Annotated in this window: 13 protein-coding genes; 11 read left to right on the top strand and 2 right to left on the bottom strand. The window is 65.1% G+C overall.

Annotated elements, in window-relative coordinates; translation table 11 throughout:
- The first annotated feature begins 136 nt into the window (after positions 1–136).
- The 5 genes from NHF53_RS11630 (at position 137) to lpxC (ending at position 6,366) form a co-directional block, all read left to right on the top strand.
- Positions 137–1,063 carry a D-alanine--D-alanine ligase gene (locus NHF53_RS11630; protein WP_112688071.1) on the top strand — a complete coding sequence of 309 codons (927 nt, stop codon included), beginning with the start codon at positions 137–139 and terminating at the stop codon, positions 1,061–1,063.
- Positions 1,051–1,977, top strand: coding sequence for a cell division protein FtsQ/DivIB (locus tag NHF53_RS11625; RefSeq protein ID WP_374591085.1), 927 nt, complete (start codon positions 1,051–1,053; stop codon positions 1,975–1,977). The genes NHF53_RS11630 and NHF53_RS11625 overlap by 13 nt, the downstream gene beginning before the upstream one ends.
- Positions 1,974–3,305: a cell division protein FtsA gene (gene ftsA / locus NHF53_RS11620; protein WP_252834305.1), complete on the top strand. Its 1,332-nt coding sequence runs from the start codon at positions 1,974–1,976 to the stop codon at positions 3,303–3,305. The genes NHF53_RS11625 and ftsA overlap by 4 nt, the downstream gene beginning before the upstream one ends.
- A 92-nt stretch (positions 3,306–3,397) precedes the next feature.
- Entirely contained in the window at positions 3,398–5,125 is a 1,728-nt protein-coding gene (gene ftsZ / locus NHF53_RS11615; protein ID WP_252834304.1) for a cell division protein FtsZ, read from the top strand.
- Between the two features lie 284 nt (positions 5,126–5,409).
- Positions 5,410–6,366: a UDP-3-O-acyl-N-acetylglucosamine deacetylase gene (gene lpxC / locus NHF53_RS11610; RefSeq protein WP_252834303.1), complete on the top strand. Its 957-nt coding sequence runs from the start codon at positions 5,410–5,412 to the stop codon at positions 6,364–6,366.
- Here the strand turns inward: lpxC and NHF53_RS11605 are convergent.
- Complete coding sequence (locus NHF53_RS11605) at positions 6,332–6,676, bottom strand: hypothetical protein (protein ID WP_252834987.1); 345 nt, start codon at positions 6,674–6,676, stop codon at positions 6,332–6,334. The two genes, lpxC and NHF53_RS11605, sit on opposite strands and share 35 nt — an antisense overlap.
- On the opposite strand from NHF53_RS11605, the gene NHF53_RS11600 reads away from it, so the two are divergent.
- From NHF53_RS11600 to NHF53_RS11575, 6 genes are all read left to right on the top strand, one after another.
- A complete protein-coding gene (locus tag NHF53_RS11600) occupies positions 6,669–7,478 on the top strand; it encodes an outer membrane protein assembly factor BamD (protein WP_374591082.1) in 810 nt (269 codons plus the stop codon). The genes NHF53_RS11605 and NHF53_RS11600 overlap by 8 nt on opposite strands.
- Positions 7,479–7,513: 35 nt before the next feature.
- Positions 7,514–9,187 (top strand): DNA repair protein RecN, encoded by a 1,674-nt coding sequence (gene recN, locus NHF53_RS11595; RefSeq protein ID WP_252834301.1) that lies wholly within the window; start codon positions 7,514–7,516, stop codon positions 9,185–9,187.
- A 66-nt stretch (positions 9,188–9,253) separates the two neighbouring features.
- On the top strand, positions 9,254–10,702 hold the full coding sequence (gene cls, locus NHF53_RS11590) for a cardiolipin synthase (protein ID WP_252834300.1): 1,449 nt from the start codon (positions 9,254–9,256) through the stop codon (positions 10,700–10,702).
- A 39-nt stretch (positions 10,703–10,741) separates the two neighbouring features.
- Positions 10,742–11,557, top strand: a complete 816-nt coding sequence (locus tag NHF53_RS11585) for an endonuclease/exonuclease/phosphatase family protein (RefSeq protein ID WP_252834299.1) — start codon at positions 10,742–10,744, stop codon at positions 11,555–11,557.
- 66 nt (positions 11,558–11,623) lie between these two features.
- A complete protein-coding gene (gene ligA, locus NHF53_RS11580) occupies positions 11,624–13,777 on the top strand; it encodes an NAD-dependent DNA ligase LigA (RefSeq protein WP_252834298.1) in 2,154 nt (717 codons plus the stop codon).
- A 381-nt stretch (positions 13,778–14,158) separates the two neighbouring features.
- Positions 14,159–15,820 (top strand): U32 family peptidase, encoded by a 1,662-nt coding sequence (locus tag NHF53_RS11575; protein WP_252834297.1) that lies wholly within the window; start codon positions 14,159–14,161, stop codon positions 15,818–15,820.
- 116 nt (positions 15,821–15,936) lie between these two features.
- Here the strand turns inward: NHF53_RS11575 and NHF53_RS11570 are convergent, their stop codons facing one another.
- On the bottom strand, positions 15,937–16,773 hold the full coding sequence (locus NHF53_RS11570; RefSeq protein WP_252834296.1) for a GGDEF domain-containing protein: 837 nt from the start codon (positions 16,771–16,773) through the stop codon (positions 15,937–15,939).
- Positions 16,774–16,854: the final 81 nt, after the last annotated feature.

Raw genomic sequence — 16,854 nt, 5'->3', positions numbered from 1 at the left:
GCACCCGATGCGCGCCGGTTAACGAAAGTAAACGCTTCATTAACCTTAATGTCGTTTTACTCAGACAACGGGTCATGTCTCGCCCAGGTGGCGGCGGACCTCAACAATGTTCGGTCTTTCGCAGCCGGGGGCGTAAATGAGTGGCAAGCATGTAGCCGTCCTGATGGGTGGTCTTTCTTCGGAGCGGCCTGTGAGCCTGTCCTCCGGGAATGCATGCGCCGAGGCACTGGAAGGCGAGGGCTATCGCGTCACCAAGATCGACGTCGGTCGTGACATTGGTCAGGTGCTCGCTGATTTGCGGCCGGATGTCGCCTTTAATGCGCTCCATGGTCCCTTCGGCGAGGACGGCACCATCCAGGGTGTCCTCGAATATCTGCAGATCCCGTATACCCATTCCGGCGTGCTCGCCTCGGCGCTGGCCATGGATAAGGGGCAGGCGAAGATCGTCGCGGCGAACGCCGGGATTCCGGTTGCGGAAGCGCGGGTGATGTCGCGCTTCGACATCGGTTCCGAGCATCCGATCAAGCCTCCTTATGTCGTCAAGCCGGTGCGCGAGGGCTCGAGCTTCGGCGTCGTCATCGTCAAGGAGGATCAGTCCCATCCGCCGCAAGTCCTGACGTCGTCCGAATGGCGTTACGGCGACCGGGTCATGGTCGAGCACTATGTGGCTGGCCGTGAGCTTACCTGCGGCGTCATGGGCGACCGGGCGCTCGGCGTCACCGAGATTGTCCCGCAGGGACACAGCTTCTACGACTATGATTCGAAGTACGTCGCCGGCGGTTCCCGGCACGTGTTGCCGGCGGAAATTTCACCGAAAATTTACCAAAAAATACAAGAATTGGCCCTGAAGGCGCATCAGGCGATCGGCTGCCGCGGCGTGAGTCGGTCGGACTTCCGCTACGACGACCGGTTCTCCGAAGACGGTGAGCTCATCTGGCTGGAGATCAATACCCAGCCCGGCATGACCCCGACCTCGCTGGTTCCTGAGATGGCCGCTCACGCCGGTTTCGGCTTTGGTGAATTCGTTCGTTGGATGGTGGAGGAAGCATCGTGCTTGCGCTAGGCGGCAGAAAGCATAAGTCCCGGGCCGGGATTTCGGCTGCGTCGCCGGCGGGCGAGGCGGTGGTGCTTCCGCGTCCGCTGCGCCGTGCTACGCGCTTCGCGCTCGGGCTCTGCTCCGGTCGAATCGGAATCCCGCATTATGTCGGGCGTCTCTCCTTCGTCGGCTATTGCTCCTTCGTGGGTTTCTACGGCGTCGTCGCGGGCGGGCATGGGGCGCAGGTTGCGCAGTCGCTGACCTCGTTCGCGGGCTTCGCCATCGAGGACGTCAAGGTCGCCGGCAACGAGCAGACCTCGGAAATCGACATCCTGCAGCTGCTCGGGCTCGACGGCACGACGTCGCTCATCTCCCTCGACATCGATGCGGCCCGTGCCCAGCTTTCCAGGCTTCCCTGGGTGGAGAGTGCGGAGGTCCGCAAGGTCTACCCCTCGACGATCCAGGTCGCACTGCATGAGCGCAAGGCTTACGGAATCTGGCAGCACGGCACGGAACTTTCGCTGATCGAGCGCAACGGCAGCGTCATCGGCCCGCTGCGCGACAACAAGTTCGCGACGCTGCCGCTCTTCGTCGGCCGTGACGCCGAGACGGCGGCCGCTTCCGTCGAGCAGGAATTTGCCAAGTGGCCGCAGATCGCCGGCCGCGTGAAGGCCTTCATTCGCGTCGCAAGCCGCCGGTGGGACATCCATCTCGACAATGGCGTGGTGGTGAAACTTCCCGAGGAGAACCTCGACGACGCGCTGGCACTGCTCTCCAAGCTCGATGCCGAGCAGCAGGTGCTGGCACGCGACATCGCGGCGATCGACCTGCGGCTTCCCGATCGCACGACGATCCAGCTGACGCCCGAAGCGCAGGCGCGTCGTCAGGTGGTGCTGGAACAGCGGGCCAAGGCCCTCAAGAAGGCGGAGCAGAGTATATGAGCCTTTTCGGTAGCTCCAGTTTCGGTCTGCCGCGCCTGAAGCCCCTTTCGGCGAAGCGGTCGCATGTCGTGTCGGTCCTCGACATCGGCTCGACCAAGGTCGTCTGCATGATCGGCCGGCTGACGCCACGCAAGGAAAGTTCGGTCCTGCCGGGCCGCACCCACAATGTCGAGATCATCGGCATCGGCCACCAGCGCTCCCGCGGCGTGAAGTGCGGCGTGATCGCCGATCTCGATGCCGTCGAGAGCGTCGTCCGGCTCGCCGTCGATGCGGCCGAGCGCATGGCCGGCCTCACCGTCGAGAGCCTGATCGTCAACGTCTCCGCCGGGCGGCTCGCCAGCGACGTCTATACGGCGACCATCGATCTCGGCGGCCAGGAAGTCGAATCGAGCGACCTGAAGAAGGTTCTCGTCGCCGCCGGTCAGCAGTCGCAGCGTCACGACCGCATCGTCCTGCATTCGCTGCCGACGGGCTTCTCGCTCGACGGCGAGCGCGGCATCCGCGATCCGCTCGGCATGTACGGCGACGAGCTCGGTGTCGACATGCACGTCGTCACCGCGGAACGGCCGGCGCTGCGCAATCTCGAACTCTGCATCAACCGTGCGCATCTGTCGGTCGAAGGCGTGGTCGCAACCCCCTATGCCAGCGGGCTGGCGGCCCTCGTCGACGACGAAGTCGAACTCGGCTGCGCGGCAATCGACATGGGCGGCGGCATGACCACCATCTCCGTCTTCGCCGAAGGCAAGCTCATCCATACCGATGCGATCGCGATCGGCGGCCATCACGTCACCACCGACCTCGCACGCGGTCTGTCGACCCGGATCGAGGATGCCGAACGCCTGAAGGTCGTCCACGGCTCGGCGCTCTCCAACAGCACCGACGAGCGCGACGTGATCTCGGTTCCGCCTATCGGCGAGGACGATCGCGACCAGCCGACCCAGGTGCCGCGCTCGCTGGTGACGAGAATCATCCGCGCCCGTATCGAGGAAATTCTCGAAATGCTGCGCGACCGGATCCAGCAGTCGGGTTTCAGCCCGGTCGTCGGCAAGCGCGTCGTCCTCACCGGCGGCGCAAGCCAGCTGACCGGCCTTCCGGAAGCCGCCCGCCGCGTGCTCGCACGCAATGTGCGGATCGGCCGCCCGATGGGGGTCGCGGGCCTGCCGGTGGCGGCCAAGGGGCCGGCGTTTTCGACCGCGGTCGGTCTTCTGATCTATCCGCAGGTCGCCGACCAGGAGACACATGCAGGGCAGGGCGGGCTGTTTTCGCCCTTCGGCAACGGAAACAGCCGGATCGCCCGCGTCGGGCAATGGCTGAAAGAGAGTTTTTGAGTTTCTGCCTCGCCGTGGCGGCGCAAGGCAAGAAGAGTTGAAGAGATCAGGCCGGCGTGGCGATGCGGCCGGAGAAAGAAGGAACGGGTAACATGACCATTAAGCTGCAGAAGCCAGACATCACCGAGCTGAAGCCTCGGATCACGGTATTCGGGGTCGGTGGCGGTGGCGGCAACGCCGTCAACAACATGATCACCGCCGGGCTCCAGGGCGTCGATTTCGTCGTCGCCAATACCGACGCGCAGGCGCTGACGATGACGAAGGCCGAGCGGATCATCCAGCTCGGCGCCAGCGTCACCGAAGGTCTCGGCGCCGGTTCGCAGCCGGAAGTCGGCCGCGCAGCCGCCGAGGAATGCATCGATGAGATCATCGATCACCTGAACGGCACCCACATGTGCTTCGTTACCGCCGGCATGGGCGGCGGCACCGGCACGGGTGCGGCTCCGGTCGTCGCCCAGGCCGCCCGCAACAAGGGCATCCTCACCGTCGGCGTCGTCACCAAGCCCTTCCACTTCGAAGGCCAGCGCCGCATGCGGCTGGCGGAAGCCGGCATCGAGGAACTGCAGAAGTCCGTCGATACCCTGATCGTCATCCCGAACCAGAATCTCTTCCGCATCGCCAACGACAAGACCACCTTCGCCGACGCATTCGCCATGGCCGACCAGGTGCTCTATTCCGGCGTGGCATGCATCACCGACCTGATGGTCAAGGAAGGCCTGATCAACCTCGACTTCGCCGACGTCCGCTCGGTGATGCGCGAGATGGGCCGCGCGATGATGGGAACCGGCGAAGCTTCCGGCCCGGGCCGTGCGATGCAGGCGGCGGAAGCGGCGATCGCCAACCCGCTGCTCGACGAGACCTCGATGAAGGGTGCACAGGGCCTCTTGATCTCGATCACCGGTGGCCGCGACCTCACGCTCTTCGAAGTCGACGAAGCCGCGACCCGCATCCGCGAGGAAGTCGATCCGGACGCCAACATCATCCTCGGCGCGACCTTCGACGAAGCGCTGGAAGGCCTGATCCGCGTGTCGGTTGTCGCAACCGGCATCGATCGCACCGCCGGTGCCATGGCTCCGAAGACCTACGAAGCGCCGGCCGCACGGCCGGTCATGCGCCCGGCCGCAGCCGTCGCTCCGGCCCCGGCTCGCCCCGCCGTGGCACAGGCCCCGAAGGCCGCCGATCCGGTTGCCGACACCATCCGCTCCGCCGAAGCGGAGATGGAGCGTGAACTCGAGATCGCCATGGCCCGCCAGATGGCTCCGGCCCCGGCCGCAGCCCCGGCGCAGCCGGAATTCCGCCCGCAGAGCAAGCTCTTCACCGCACCGGCACCGGCTGCTCCGCAGCAGCCCGTCGTCCGTGAGCCGGCCGCCGCTCCGGCACCGGTCATGAGCCGTCCGGCCGCGCCGGTCGAGGCTGCCCCGGCCCGCGTCGAGCCGGTCGCCCAGCCGGTCCGCCAGACGGTCGAGCCGGTCCGCATGCCGAAGGTCGAGGACTTCCCGCCGGTCGTCCGCGCCGAGATGGATCAGCGGGCGAGCGTCGCTCCGGCCCCGCAGGACGAACGCGGCCCGATGGGTCTCCTCAAGCGGATCACGAGCTCGCTCGGCCGTCATCACGAGGAAGAGCCGGTCAACGCCGACATGACGGCGTCCGCTCCGGCCGCTGCCTCGCAGCAGCGCCGCGCGCTCTCTCCGGAAGCGAGCCTCTATGCGCCGCGCCGCGGCCAGCTCGACGACCAGGGCCGTACGGTGCCGCAGACGCGCGTGGCGCATGAGGACGACCAGCTCGAGATCCCGGCCTTCCTGCGCCGCCAGTCGAACTGAGTCTCGAAGTGGAGTGATTTCGGCGCCCGGGTCGCAAGGCCCGGGCGCTTCCACTTTCCGCACCTGCGAAAGAGCAGTGATTGTGCAATGGTTCCAATTGTTTGCCTTCGTAACAATGCGAAAGAAACAGTGATTTGTGCTATCGGAGCGCTCTCCATATGTATGGGTTCGGGACAGGGGTGGATTCGGTGTGCAATGCCGATTTCATGCCCTCCAGAACGATAAGCGGCAGGCGCGTTCGCCAGGCGAGACGCCGCCGCCGCGGCAGATAAAGGCACTATTCTATGGCAATCGGATTGCTGGGTTTTCAGACCACCATCGCGGCGCCGGTCACGCTGACCGGAATCGGCGTGCATTCGGGGACGCCAGTAACCATCAACTTCCTGCCGGCCGAGGCCGGCACGGGTATCGTCTTCCATCGTCAGCATGGGAACGGGGCGATCACGGAACTGAGGGCGGTTTCCTCGCAGGTCGGCAATACCGATCTCTGCACCGTGCTCGGGACCTCGGCGGCCAGTTCGATCGCGACGGTCGAGCATGTGATGGCGGCGATCTATGCGCTTAGCATCGACAACCTGATCATCGAGGTCGACGGGGCGGAAATGCCGATCATGGACGGCAGCTCGGCACCGTTCATCGAGGCGATCGACCAGGTCGGCGTCACGAATCTCGGCGTGAAGCGCCGCTACATCCGCGTCACGAAGCCGGTGCGCATCGAATCGGGCGCATCCTGGGCCGAGTTCCGCCCGCATGACGGCACCCGCTTCGAAGTGGAGATCGATTTCGACAGCCCGCTGATCGGCCGCCAGATGTGGCAGGGCGAGATGACGGCTGCGGCCTTCCGCAACGAGCTGTCGCGCGCCCGCACCTTCGGCTTCATGCGCGACGTCGAGCGCCTGTGGGCCGCCGGATTCGCGCTCGGTTCGTCGCTCGAAAACTCGGTCGTCATTTCTGACGACGACACCGTCGTCAACATGGAAGGCCTGCGCTATGCCGGCGACGAGTTCGTTCGCCACAAGACGCTCGACGCCGTCGGCGACCTTGCCATGGCGGGTGCGCAGTTCATCGGCTGCTACCGTTCCTACCGCGGCGGCCACAAGCTGAACGCCAATGCGCTCAAGGCCTTGCTCGACGATCGCAGCGCCTACGAGGTCGTGGAAGCGCCGGTGCGCAGCCAGCAGGTGCGCGCGCGGGAGTTCGTGGCGGTCAACGTTCCGGAATTCGCGCCATGGTCTGCCTGACATCGCGCAGATGACACGAAAGGCCGCCCGTCGAGGCGGCTTTTCTTTTTTGAACGGCGGGGAAGAGAGGAACTGCGGCAGAGCCTCTGCGGGCGATCGTCCAAATTCGGGATTTCCTTCGGAGCTTGCCACAAAATTGCGTCAAATCACCATCATTGCGTTGCTCTCCCCACGCTTTTATGGCTAGAAACGCCAGTTGGAAGCGGCGGTATTCACGCAGCGCTGCAATCGGGAACTGTCGAATGAGTGAAGTTAAGTCGGGAATGCTTGGAACCGCCGCCCGGATCGCCGGCGTGTTCTTGATGATCACTGCGACAGGTTCCCTGCTGGCATCGTGCCAGTCGGATCCCGACATCGACATCACCAAGCTCGCGGCCGAAACCGAGCCGGCGGAAGTGCTGTACAATCAGGGCCTTGCCAACATCAAGGCCGGCAACATGGCCGAGGCGGGGCGCAAGTTCGACGCCGTCGACCGCCAGCACCCCTTCTCGGAATGGTCGCAGAAGTCGCTGGTGATGAGCACCTTCGTGAAGTACCGGCTCGGGCGCTATACGGAAGCGACCGCGACAGGCAAGCGCTATCTCAGCCTCTACCCGCGTGCGGACGACTCGGCCTATGTGCAGTACCTGGTCGGCCTTTCCTACTGGAAGCAGATCACCAATGTGACGCAGGACCAGAAGGCCTCGAACCAGACGATCGAAGCCATGCAGAAGGTGGTCGACGAGTATCCGGACTCCGAATATGTCGACGACGCGCAGGCGAAGATCCGGTTCGCGCGCGACCAGCTCGCCGGCAAGGAAATGCAGATCGGCCGCTACTATCTGGAGCGCAAGGAATATCTGGCGGCGATCTCGCGCTTCCGCGTCGTCGTCGAGAAGTATCCGACGACCAACCAGGTCGAAGAGGCGCTTGCCCGTCTCGTGGAATCCTATTACGCGCTCGGCGTCGTCGAGGAGGCGCAGACCGCCGCGGCCGTGCTCGGGCACAACTACCCCGACAGCCAGTGGTATGCCGACTCCTACAAGCTCCTGAAAACCGGTGGTCTGGAGCCGCGTGAGAATGCCGGCTCCTGGATTTCCCGTGCCGGCAAGAAGCTCCTGCTCGGGAGCTGATCGTCAGTCTCAAACCAGGCGAGATCTGAAAGCCCATGCTGGTCCAGCTATCGATCCGCGATATCGTTCTGATCGAGCGGCTCGACCTGTCCTTCGAGGCGGGGCTCTCGGTGTTGACCGGCGAGACGGGCGCCGGCAAGTCGATCCTGCTCGACAGCTTGTCGCTGGCGCTCGGCGGCCGTGGTGATGGCTCTCTGGTGCGCCACGGCGAGGACAAGGGCCAGGTGACGGCCGTGTTCGACGTGGCTCACGCCCATCCGGTGCGCCTGCTGTTGCAGGAAAACAGCGTCGACGAGGACGGTGACCTCATCTTCCGGCGGGTACAATCGGCGGACGGCCGCACCCGCGCCTTCATCAACGACCAGCCGGTGAGCGTGCAGCTGATGCGCCAGGCCGGGCAATTGCTCGTCGAGATCCACGGCCAGCACGACGACCGTGCGCTCGTCGACACCGACGCGCACCGTACCCTTCTCGATGCCTTTGCCGGACTGACGGACGAGGTGGGCGGCCTCTCCGAGGCCTACCGCCGCTGGAAGGATGCCGATCGGCAGTTGAAGGCGCACCGCGCACGGGTCGAGGCAGCAGCCCGCGAGGCGGAATATCTTCGCGCCTCCGTCGAGGAACTGGAGATCCTCTCGCCGCGCGACGGCGAGGAGGACGAACTCGCCGACCGCCGCTCGCAGATGCAGAAGGCGGAGCGCATCGCCGGCGATATCGCGGAGGCATCCGAATTCCTGAACGGCAACAGTTCCCCCGTGCCGATGATCGCCTCGCTGATGCGGCGCCTGGAGCGCAAGAGCCACGAGGCGCCCGGCCTTCTCGAAGACACCGTGCAGCTTCTCGACGCGGCACTCGACAACCTCTCCAACGCCCAGATGGAGGTCGAGGCGGCGCTACGCCGGACCGAATTCGACCCCCGCGAACTGGAGCGGGTCGAGGAGCGGCTGTTCGCGCTCAGGGCGGCGGGCCGCAAGTACTCCGTGCCGGTCACCGAGCTTCCGGCGCTCGCCGAGCGGATGGTCGCGGAGCTCGCCGATCTCGACGCGGGCGAGGAGCGCCTCGGGCAGATGGAGACTGCGGTCGCCGAGGCGAAGGCCGCCTACGACCACCGTGCGACCGCACTCTCCTCGAAGCGCGCGAATGCGGCGACGGCCCTTTCCGATGCGGTAATGGCGGAGCTTCCGGCGTTGAAGCTCGAGCGCGCCCGCTTCATGGTCGAGGTGATGTCCGACCCGGAGGCTGCGACCGCCGAGGGCATCGATACCGTCGAATTCCACGTCCAGACCAATCCCGGCACGCGGCCGGGGCCGATCATGAAGGTGGCGTCGGGCGGCGAGCTCTCGCGCTTCCTGCTGGCGCTCAAGGTGGCGCTCGCCGATCGCGGTTCCGCGCCCACCCTCGTCTTCGACGAAATCGACACCGGCGTCGGCGGCGCCGTGGCGGATGCCATCGGCCAGCGCCTGAAGCGGCTCTCCTCGACGGTGCAGGTGCTTTCCGTCACCCATGCGCCGCAGGTGGCCGCCCGTGCCGCGACCCATCTGCTCATTTCCAAGGGGCCGGTCGGTGAAGCCGGCGACAAGATCGCGACCAGGGTCGCGACGATGGAACCCGAGCACCGTCGCGAGGAGATCGCGCGCATGCTCGCCGGCGCGTCGGTGACCGACGAGGCGCGGGCGGCGGCGGCACGGCTTCTCGCCGGAGAAAACTGACGGCGGACCGCTTTCGCGGTAACCGACGATTGCATTCCTTCTGCAAACCTGTTTCCCTCCGCTTCGATGTTCGAAACGCTGCAAAGCTACTGGCCGGAGGTCCTTGCCGTCCTGTCGATCGGGATGGGCACGATCGCGGCCGTTCACGCGGCGATGACGAAGCGCGAGGTGCGTTCGGCGATCGGCTGGGTCGGCATCATCATCCTGTCTCCGATCGTCGGTGCGCTCGTCTATGCGCTCGTCGGTGTCAACCGCATGCGCCGGAAGTCTATCCTGCAGCGGCGGACCCACCGTCACGAGGCGCTCCGGCGCGTCCTGTCGCAGTTCCACCTGCCGGCCGGCGAGGTCGAGCGGCAGTTCGGCCGGCCGATGGCGGCGCTGAAGGTCCTCGGCGACCGGGTGACCGGCTATTCGCTCTCGTCCGGCAACAGCCTTTCGATCCTCTCCTCCGGCGACGAGACCTATGACGCCATGGCGGCGGCGATCGAGGGTGCACGGCGCTCGATCCTCGTCGAAACCTACATCTTCGATCGCGACACGGCGGGGCTCAGGATCGCCGACTGCCTGATCGCCGCCCGCAGGCGCGGCGTTGATGTGCGGGTACTGGTCGATGCGGTCGGTGCCCGTTACAGCACGCCGAGCATTCTGAGCTACCTGAAGGACGCCGGCGTCGCGGTCGCCGCCTTCAACGGCAAGGTCATCCTCGGGCTCCGCCTGCCTTACGCCAATCTTCGCACGCACCGGAAGATCATGGTGGTGGACGGCGCGGTCGCCTTCGCCGGCGGCATGAATATCCGCGAAGGGTTCATGGGCAAGGATGGCGCCCGCGACACGCATTTCCGGCTGACCGGACCCGTGGTCGCCGATCTGTTCGCGGTGGCGGCGGAGGACTGGGCCTTCGAGACGGGGGAGGAACTGAAGAGCGATGCCTGGAACGTGTCGGTCGGCGAGGCAGCACCGGGAACGCCGTCCTATGTCCGGGTGATCTCATCCGGGCCGGACACCAACCTCGAATGCAATCACAAGGTTCTGATGGGCGCGTTTTCGGTCGCCGAGCGCTCGATCCGGATCGTCTCGCCCTATTTCCTGCCCGACAACATCCTGCTCGGGGCGCTGGCGACTGCGGCAAGGCGCGGGGTGGCGGTCGACATCATCGTTCCTTCGCAGAACAATCTCGCCATCGTCAGCCACGCGATGATGGCGCAGTTCGACCAGATCCTGAAGGACGGCTGCCGGATCTGGAGCGCCAAGGGGCCGTTCGACCATTCCAAGCTGATGACCATCGACGGGCAATGGAGCTTCATCGGCTCCTCAAACCTCGATTCTCGTTCGCTGCGGCTCAATTTCGAGGTGGACCTCGAAGTGTACGACCGGCATTTCGCCGAACACATCGACGCGAGGATCGCCGCCGCGCGAGGCGGCGCGGAGGAGATCACGCTCGAGGCGCTTCGGCTCCGACCTTTCGTCTTGAGGCTTTTCGACCGTGTTCTCTGGCTCGGTTCGCCCTATCTTTGAGGAAGGTCGATGTTTGTCTTGGGAAAGAGCGGTTCAGGCATGAGAAGAAAGACCGGGAACATCGCGCGGACGATGATCACCTCGATCCGCAACCGGCACGACCGGCCGGCGGCGCACACGCCGCATCACCGCTCCGAGGAGAGCATGGTCGTCGCCTCCTACAATGTCCACAAATGCGTCGGCACCGACGGACGGTTCGATCCCGAACGGGTGATGGAAGTGATCCGCGAGATGGACCCGGACGTCATCGCGCTGCAGGAGGCGGACGAGCGCTTCGGCGAGCGTTCGGGCCTCCTCGACCTGCCGCGGCTCAGGCTGGAGCTGGGTCTCACGCACATCCCGGTCCTGCACAAGCCGAAATCCCACGGCTGGCGCGGCAACGTGCTGCTCTTCAAGGAAGGGGCGGTCAAGGACGTCCACCAGGTCGCGCTGCCGGGGCTCGAACCGCGCGGCGCCGTCGTCGCGGAAATCGATCTCCACCGCGGGCTCGGGCTTCGCGTCATCGCCGCCCATCTCGGGCTCCTGCGCTGGGCACGGCGCCAGCAGGCGGACGTGATCGTCGACATCATGACGGAGCGGGAGGAAAAGCCGACGGTGCTGATGGGCGATTTCAACGAGTGGCGGCTCGGCGAAGGCTCCTCGCTCATGCGGTTCGAAAAGGTCTTCGGCCCGCTGCCTCCGCCGGTGCCGAGCTATCCGGCGCGTCTGCCGGTGCTTGCCCTCGACCGCATCATGGCCAACCGGTCGGGGCTGGTCGCCAATGTCGTCGTGCACGATTCGCCACTTGCCCGCGAGGCCTCCGATCACCTGCCGATCACCGCCCGAATCGATATTTCGAAAGCGGTTGTCGACTGAGCGGAGGTGTCTTTTCATTCGCGAGAATTCGGCTAATACCGGCAGGTCCCATTCTGGAGAGCGGCGATGGCGAATGACACGATAGCAGTCGAAGATCTGACCGAGGAGCAGGCAGCCGCCGAGCTCGCGCGGCTCGCAAAAGAGATCGCCCATCACGACACACTCTATCACGGCAAGGACCGGCCGGAGATTTCCGATGCCGCTTACGATGCGCTGAAACTGCGCAACGACGCGATCGAGGCGCGGTTTCCGGCACTCGTCCGCGAGGACAGCCCGTCGCGGCGTGTCGGGGCGGAACCTGCCGGTGCCTTCGCCCAGATCACCCATGCCCGGCCGATGCTTTCGCTCGACAACGTGTTCACCGACGAGGACGTGGAAGACTTCGTCGCCTCGGTCTACCGATTCCTCGGCCGGCTGCCGGACAATTCGATCGCCTTTACCGCTGAGCCGAAGATCGACGGCCTCTCGATGTCGATCCGCTACGAGAACCGCCGCCTGGTGACGGCGGCGACCCGCGGCGACGGCACGACGGGGGAGAACGTCACCGCGAACATCCTGACGATCCGCGAGATCCCGCGCGAATTGCCGGCGGGCGCACCGGACGTCGTCGAGGTCCGCGGCGAGGTCTACATGGCGAAGAGCGACTTCTTCGCGCTCAATGCGCAGATGGAGGCCGAAGGCAAACAGACCTATGTCAATCCGCGCAACACCGCCTCGGGTTCGCTGCGGCAGCTCGATCCCAAGGTGACGGCAAGCCGCAAGCTCAAATTCTTCGCCTATGCCTGGGGCGAGATGACCAACATGCCGGCGGATACCCAGATGGGGATCGTCGAGAGGTTCCGCGAATGGGGTTTCCCGGTCAATCCGCTGATGAAGCGGCTGCATTCGATCGAGGAGATTCTCGCGCACTACCGGGAAATCGGCCTGATGCGCGCCGACCTCGACTACGACATCGACGGCGTCGTCTACAAGGTCGACCGCCTCGACCTCCAGGAGCGGCTCGGCTACCGTTCGCGGAGCCCGCGCTGGGCGACCGCGCACAAGTTCCCGGCAGAGCAGGCGCTGACCAGGCTTCTCGACATCGACATTCAGGTCGGGCGGACCGGCGCGCTGACCCCCGTCGCGCGGCTGGAGCCGATCACCGTCGGCGGCGTGGTCGTCACCAATGCGACGCTCCATAACGAGGATTACATCAAAGGCATCGGCAATTCCGGTGAACCGATCCGCGAGGGCCGCGACATCCGGAAAGGCGATATGGTGATCGTGCAGCGGGCGGGCGACGTCATTCCGCAGATCGTCGACGTGGTTCTCGACCGGCGGCCGGCCGATGCCGTGCCTTACGAGTTTCCGCAGACCTGCCCGGTCTGCGGCAGCCATGCGGTGCGCGAAGTCAACGAGAAGACCGGCCGGATGGATTCCGTGCGCCGCTGCACCGGCGGCTTCGTCTGCAGTGCGCAGGCGAAGGAGCACCTGAAGCACTTCGTTTCCCGCAACGCCTTCGACATCGAGGGTCTCGGCACCAAGCAGGTCGATTTCTTCTTCGATTGCGGCGATCCCTCGCTGGAGATCAAGACCGCGCCGGACATCTTCACGCTCGAACGGCGGCAGCAGGCGGCGCTGAACAAGCTGGAGAACCGCGACGGCTGGGGGCGCACGAGCGTCACGAAGCTTTTCGAGGCGATCAACAGCCGGCGCGAAATCGCGCTCCACCGACTGATCTTCGCGCTCGGCATCCGCCATGTCGGCGAGACGACGGCCAAGCTGCTCGCGCGCTCCTACGGCACCTACGACGCGTTCCAGCACGCGATGCAGGAGGCGGCGCCGATGCATGGCGACGCCTGGAACGAGCTCAACGCCGTCGAAGGCATCGGCGAGGTGGTCGCCACCTCGATCATCGAGTTCTTCAAGGAGCCGCGCAATATGGAAGTCGTCTCGCGGCTGCTCGACGAGGTGACGCCGCTGGCCGCCGAACTGCCGGTCGCCGCCGGTAGCCCGGTCGCCGGCAAGACCGTCGTCTTCACCGGCTCGCTCGAAAAATTCACCCGTGACGAGGCGAAGGCGAGGGCGGAAAGCCTCGGCGCCAAGGTCGCCGGCTCGGTGTCGAAGAAGACCGACTATGTGGTCGCCGGTCCCGGAGCCGGCTCGAAGCTCGACAAGGCGCGCGAACTCGGCGTCGCGGTGATGGACGAGGACGAGTGGCTGGCGCTGATCGGGGGGTAGGGCCGATCGACATTCAGGTTTCGGGCGTGGCGCGTGACGGATTTTGTCGCCGGACAGGAGGAGCGGCCGCAGTGGAGCTCACCTCCACAAGGCCGTTCCGACGCATCCGGAGGAAAAATCCGCAGCGTCCCGAAGGGATATGGTGAAAATCGCCCATGCCGGCGTCGCAAAACCTCGATGGAGATCGACTCCACCTTCGGTTTTTCTCCTGGCCATGAACGATTTTCCCTCATACCACGCTCCAAATCCTGAATGTCGATCGGCCCTAGGGGCCACGGCATTTGCGAACAGGTCGCGTCTCGCTGGCTCCTTCGTCGCTTCTGGTGTATAGGCCTGCCAGATTGCGGGCCAAGGGCGCGCGCGAGAAGGTTGACCCATCCGATGACAGCAAATGCCAGACGTTCCGAACTCCTGATGCCCGCCGGCTCGCTCGAGCGGTTGAAGGTGGCTGTGCTCTACGGGGCGGACGCCGTCTACATGGGCACGCCCGACATGTCGCTCCGGACCAAGTCGCAGCTTTCGCTGGACGACGTGAAGGAGGGCATCCGCTTCGCCCATGAGCACGGGGTGCGGGTCTACCTGACGCTCAACCTCTTCACCCACAACAAGGACGTGCCGAAGGTCGCCGACTACGTCACGACGCTCAGGGAGGTCCAGCCGGACGGGGTGATCGTCGCCGATCCCGGCGTCTTCCATTACCTGCGCAAGCACGCGCCGGAACTGAAGCTGCATGTCTCGACGCAGGCAAATGTCTGTTCGTGGCTCACGGTCGATGCGTGGAAGGAACAGGGCGCCGAGCTCGTGGTGCTCGCCCGCGAGGTGACCTTCTCCGAACTTACCGAGATCCGTGAGAAGTGCCCGGACGTGCGGCTCGAAACCTTCGTCCACGGCGCCATGTGCATGACCTATTCCGGACGCTGCCTGCTCTCCAACTTCATGGCCGAGCGCGGCGCGAACCAGGGCAACTGCGCCAATTCCTGCCGCTGGCAGTACAAGGTGCACCTGAGGCTCCGCGACGGGACGATCAAGGAACTCGAAATCAACGAGCACAATGAGGGGCTCTTCGAATTCGTGCTGGAGGAGGGCGCTCGCCCCGGTGAGCTGATGCCGATCGAGGAGGATTCGCGCGGCTCCTATATCCTGAACTCCAAGGATATGTGCCTGATGCCGAAGCTGGACGATTACCTGAAGCTCGGCATCGACAGCCTGAAGGTCGAGGGCCGCAACAAGTCGCCCTATTACGTCGCGACGGTCGCGCGCACCTATCGCCGGGCGATCGACGACTACTATGCCGATCCGGAGAACTGGTCGCCGGAACCCTATATGCGCGAACTCGAAACCGTCGGCAGCCGCGGCTTCACCATCGCCTTCCACGAGGGCCGGCTGCAGAACTATGCGCACAACTACGAGAACACCAAGACCTTCGGCACCTGGGAGTTCGCCGGCATCATCCAGGAGGTTCGCGAGGACGGCTTCGTCGTCTCCGTGAAGAACAAGCTCGAAGCCGGCGACGTGCTGGAACTCATCCCGCCGAAGGCGATGGACGAGACCGTATTCCTGCGGCTTTACGAGTTCCGCCATGCCGATGCGCCGGACGTGGCGCTCGAAACCGTCAATGCCGGGCCGCAGCGGCCGATCCTCGTTCCGTTTACCGCCTTCGACCGCGAAAAGGTCGAGGACCTGATCGCCAAGTTCCCGCCCTTCACCATCATCCGCAAGGAGGCACCGCTCACCGAGGAGGAATGGCAGCGCCTGCGCGTCGACAAGGTGGCGCAGAAGATCGAGCTCGGCCAGACGGTCTACGAGGGCGCCTACCGCAACGGCGTGAAGAAGCTGCAGGAGGCGATTTCCGAGGACGTTATGGAGAAGCGCTCCAAGACCTCGCGCAAGGGCGCGGAAGGCTGCTGCGGGCGCGGCTGCAACGGCTGTCTGATGTTCTGGAACGACCCGGAATACGCCAAGGCCCGCGAACTCCTGGCGAAGAAGAAGCACGGCGAGATGCTGGAGCGGGATATGCGGGAGAAGATCGAAGCGGCGGAGTGAGAGTGGCTGCCCCCTCACTTGGAATTTCTAACACTTAGCTTTCAGCTAAGGTGTTGAAATTCCATTCTCCCCCGCCAGGGGGGAGAAAAAACTCATCCGCCCGACGAGCGAAGACCTCATCCCGCCTGCGCGGAGGATTCCGTCACCGGCAGGTTGGCTGCCGCCAGCGCGGTGAGTTCGCCTTCATCGACGATCCGGTTGCGGCCCGAACCCTTGGCGAGATAGAGCGCCTTGTCGGCGGCGGAGTAGGCCGCCGCGTAGTCACGTCCGGGGTCGATCGCCGCAAGGCCGCCGGAGATGGTGACGCGGATCGTCTGACCGCCTGCGGAAATCGCCCTTGTCTCGACGGTCTGCCGCGCCTTGTCGGCCGCCCGTTTCGCCTCTTCAATCGTCATGCTGCGGAAGAACATCGCGAACTCCTCGCCACCGATGCGGGCGACGAGGTGGTGGTCTCCGGCGAGGCCGGCAAGCGCACGGGCGACGGCCACGATGACTTCGTCACCGGCGAGGTGGCCGTAACGGTCGTTGATCTGCTTGAAGCGGTCGATGTCGAGCAGCAACAGGACACCGCGCTCGTCGTCGGTGAGCGCCTCGGTGAAGGCGCGGCGATTGGAGAGCCCGGACAGCATGTCGGTGCGGCTCTGGCGGAGGTATTCGAGCCGTGCATCCGCGAGTGCAGCGATCGAGCGTCCAACGACGTGGGTGGTGAACACGCCGAGTGCCATCGTGAGCGGGACGCCCATGACCGTGCCGATGACGATGCCTTGCCAGACAGAGTACGGCAGCAGGCCGAGTGCGTGGAAGAGGAGGTGGAGGAGGACGATCAGCACCCAGGCGACGAGGGCCATGCGGGCGGAGAGGTGCCACGCATATCGCAGCACGATCGCGCGGTCGTTGAAGTCCGTCAGGCTGATGTTCGGCGTCAGCCATCGTTCCAGGAAATCCATCAGCATGCGCGCTCGCGAGAACGTAGGGCCTTTGATACCGGACTGGCCAGAGATTCAATCATGGGTTATCTCTGAGTGATTGTCATC

It is taken from the genome of Ciceribacter sp. RN22, from assembly GCF_024054295.1.
GTDB lineage: Bacteria > Pseudomonadota > Alphaproteobacteria > Rhizobiales > Rhizobiaceae > Allorhizobium > Allorhizobium lividum.
The sequence above is the reverse complement of the archived record's forward strand: the minus strand, read 5'-3'. Positions and strand labels throughout refer to the sequence as shown.

Bases quoted from the DNA above. Each gene is read 5' to 3' on its own strand.
- NHF53_RS11575 (WP_252834297.1), top strand. From the start codon at position 14,159: ATGACAGCAAATGCCAGACGTTCCGAACTCCTGATGCCCGCCGGCTCG.
- NHF53_RS11585 (WP_252834299.1), top strand. From the start codon at position 10,742: ATGAGAAGAAAGACCGGGAACATCGCGCGGACGATGATCACCTCGATC.
- NHF53_RS11600 (WP_374591082.1), top strand. From the start codon at position 6,669: ATGATCACTGCGACAGGTTCCCTGCTGGCATCGTGCCAGTCGGATCCC.
- lpxC (WP_252834303.1), top strand. From the start codon at position 5,410: ATGGCAATCGGATTGCTGGGTTTTCAGACCACCATCGCGGCGCCGGTC.
- NHF53_RS11630 (WP_112688071.1), top strand. From the start codon at position 137: ATGAGTGGCAAGCATGTAGCCGTCCTGATGGGTGGTCTTTCTTCGGAG.
- ftsZ (WP_252834304.1), top strand. From the start codon at position 3,398: ATGACCATTAAGCTGCAGAAGCCAGACATCACCGAGCTGAAGCCTCGG.
- ftsA (WP_252834305.1), top strand. From the start codon at position 1,974: ATGAGCCTTTTCGGTAGCTCCAGTTTCGGTCTGCCGCGCCTGAAGCCC.
- recN (WP_252834301.1), top strand. From the start codon at position 7,514: ATGCTGGTCCAGCTATCGATCCGCGATATCGTTCTGATCGAGCGGCTC.
- NHF53_RS11570 (WP_252834296.1), bottom strand. From the start codon at position 16,773: ATGCTGATGGATTTCCTGGAACGATGGCTGACGCCGAACATCAGCCTG.
- ligA (WP_252834298.1), top strand. From the start codon at position 11,624: ATGGCGAATGACACGATAGCAGTCGAAGATCTGACCGAGGAGCAGGCA.
- cls (WP_252834300.1), top strand. From the start codon at position 9,254: ATGTTCGAAACGCTGCAAAGCTACTGGCCGGAGGTCCTTGCCGTCCTG.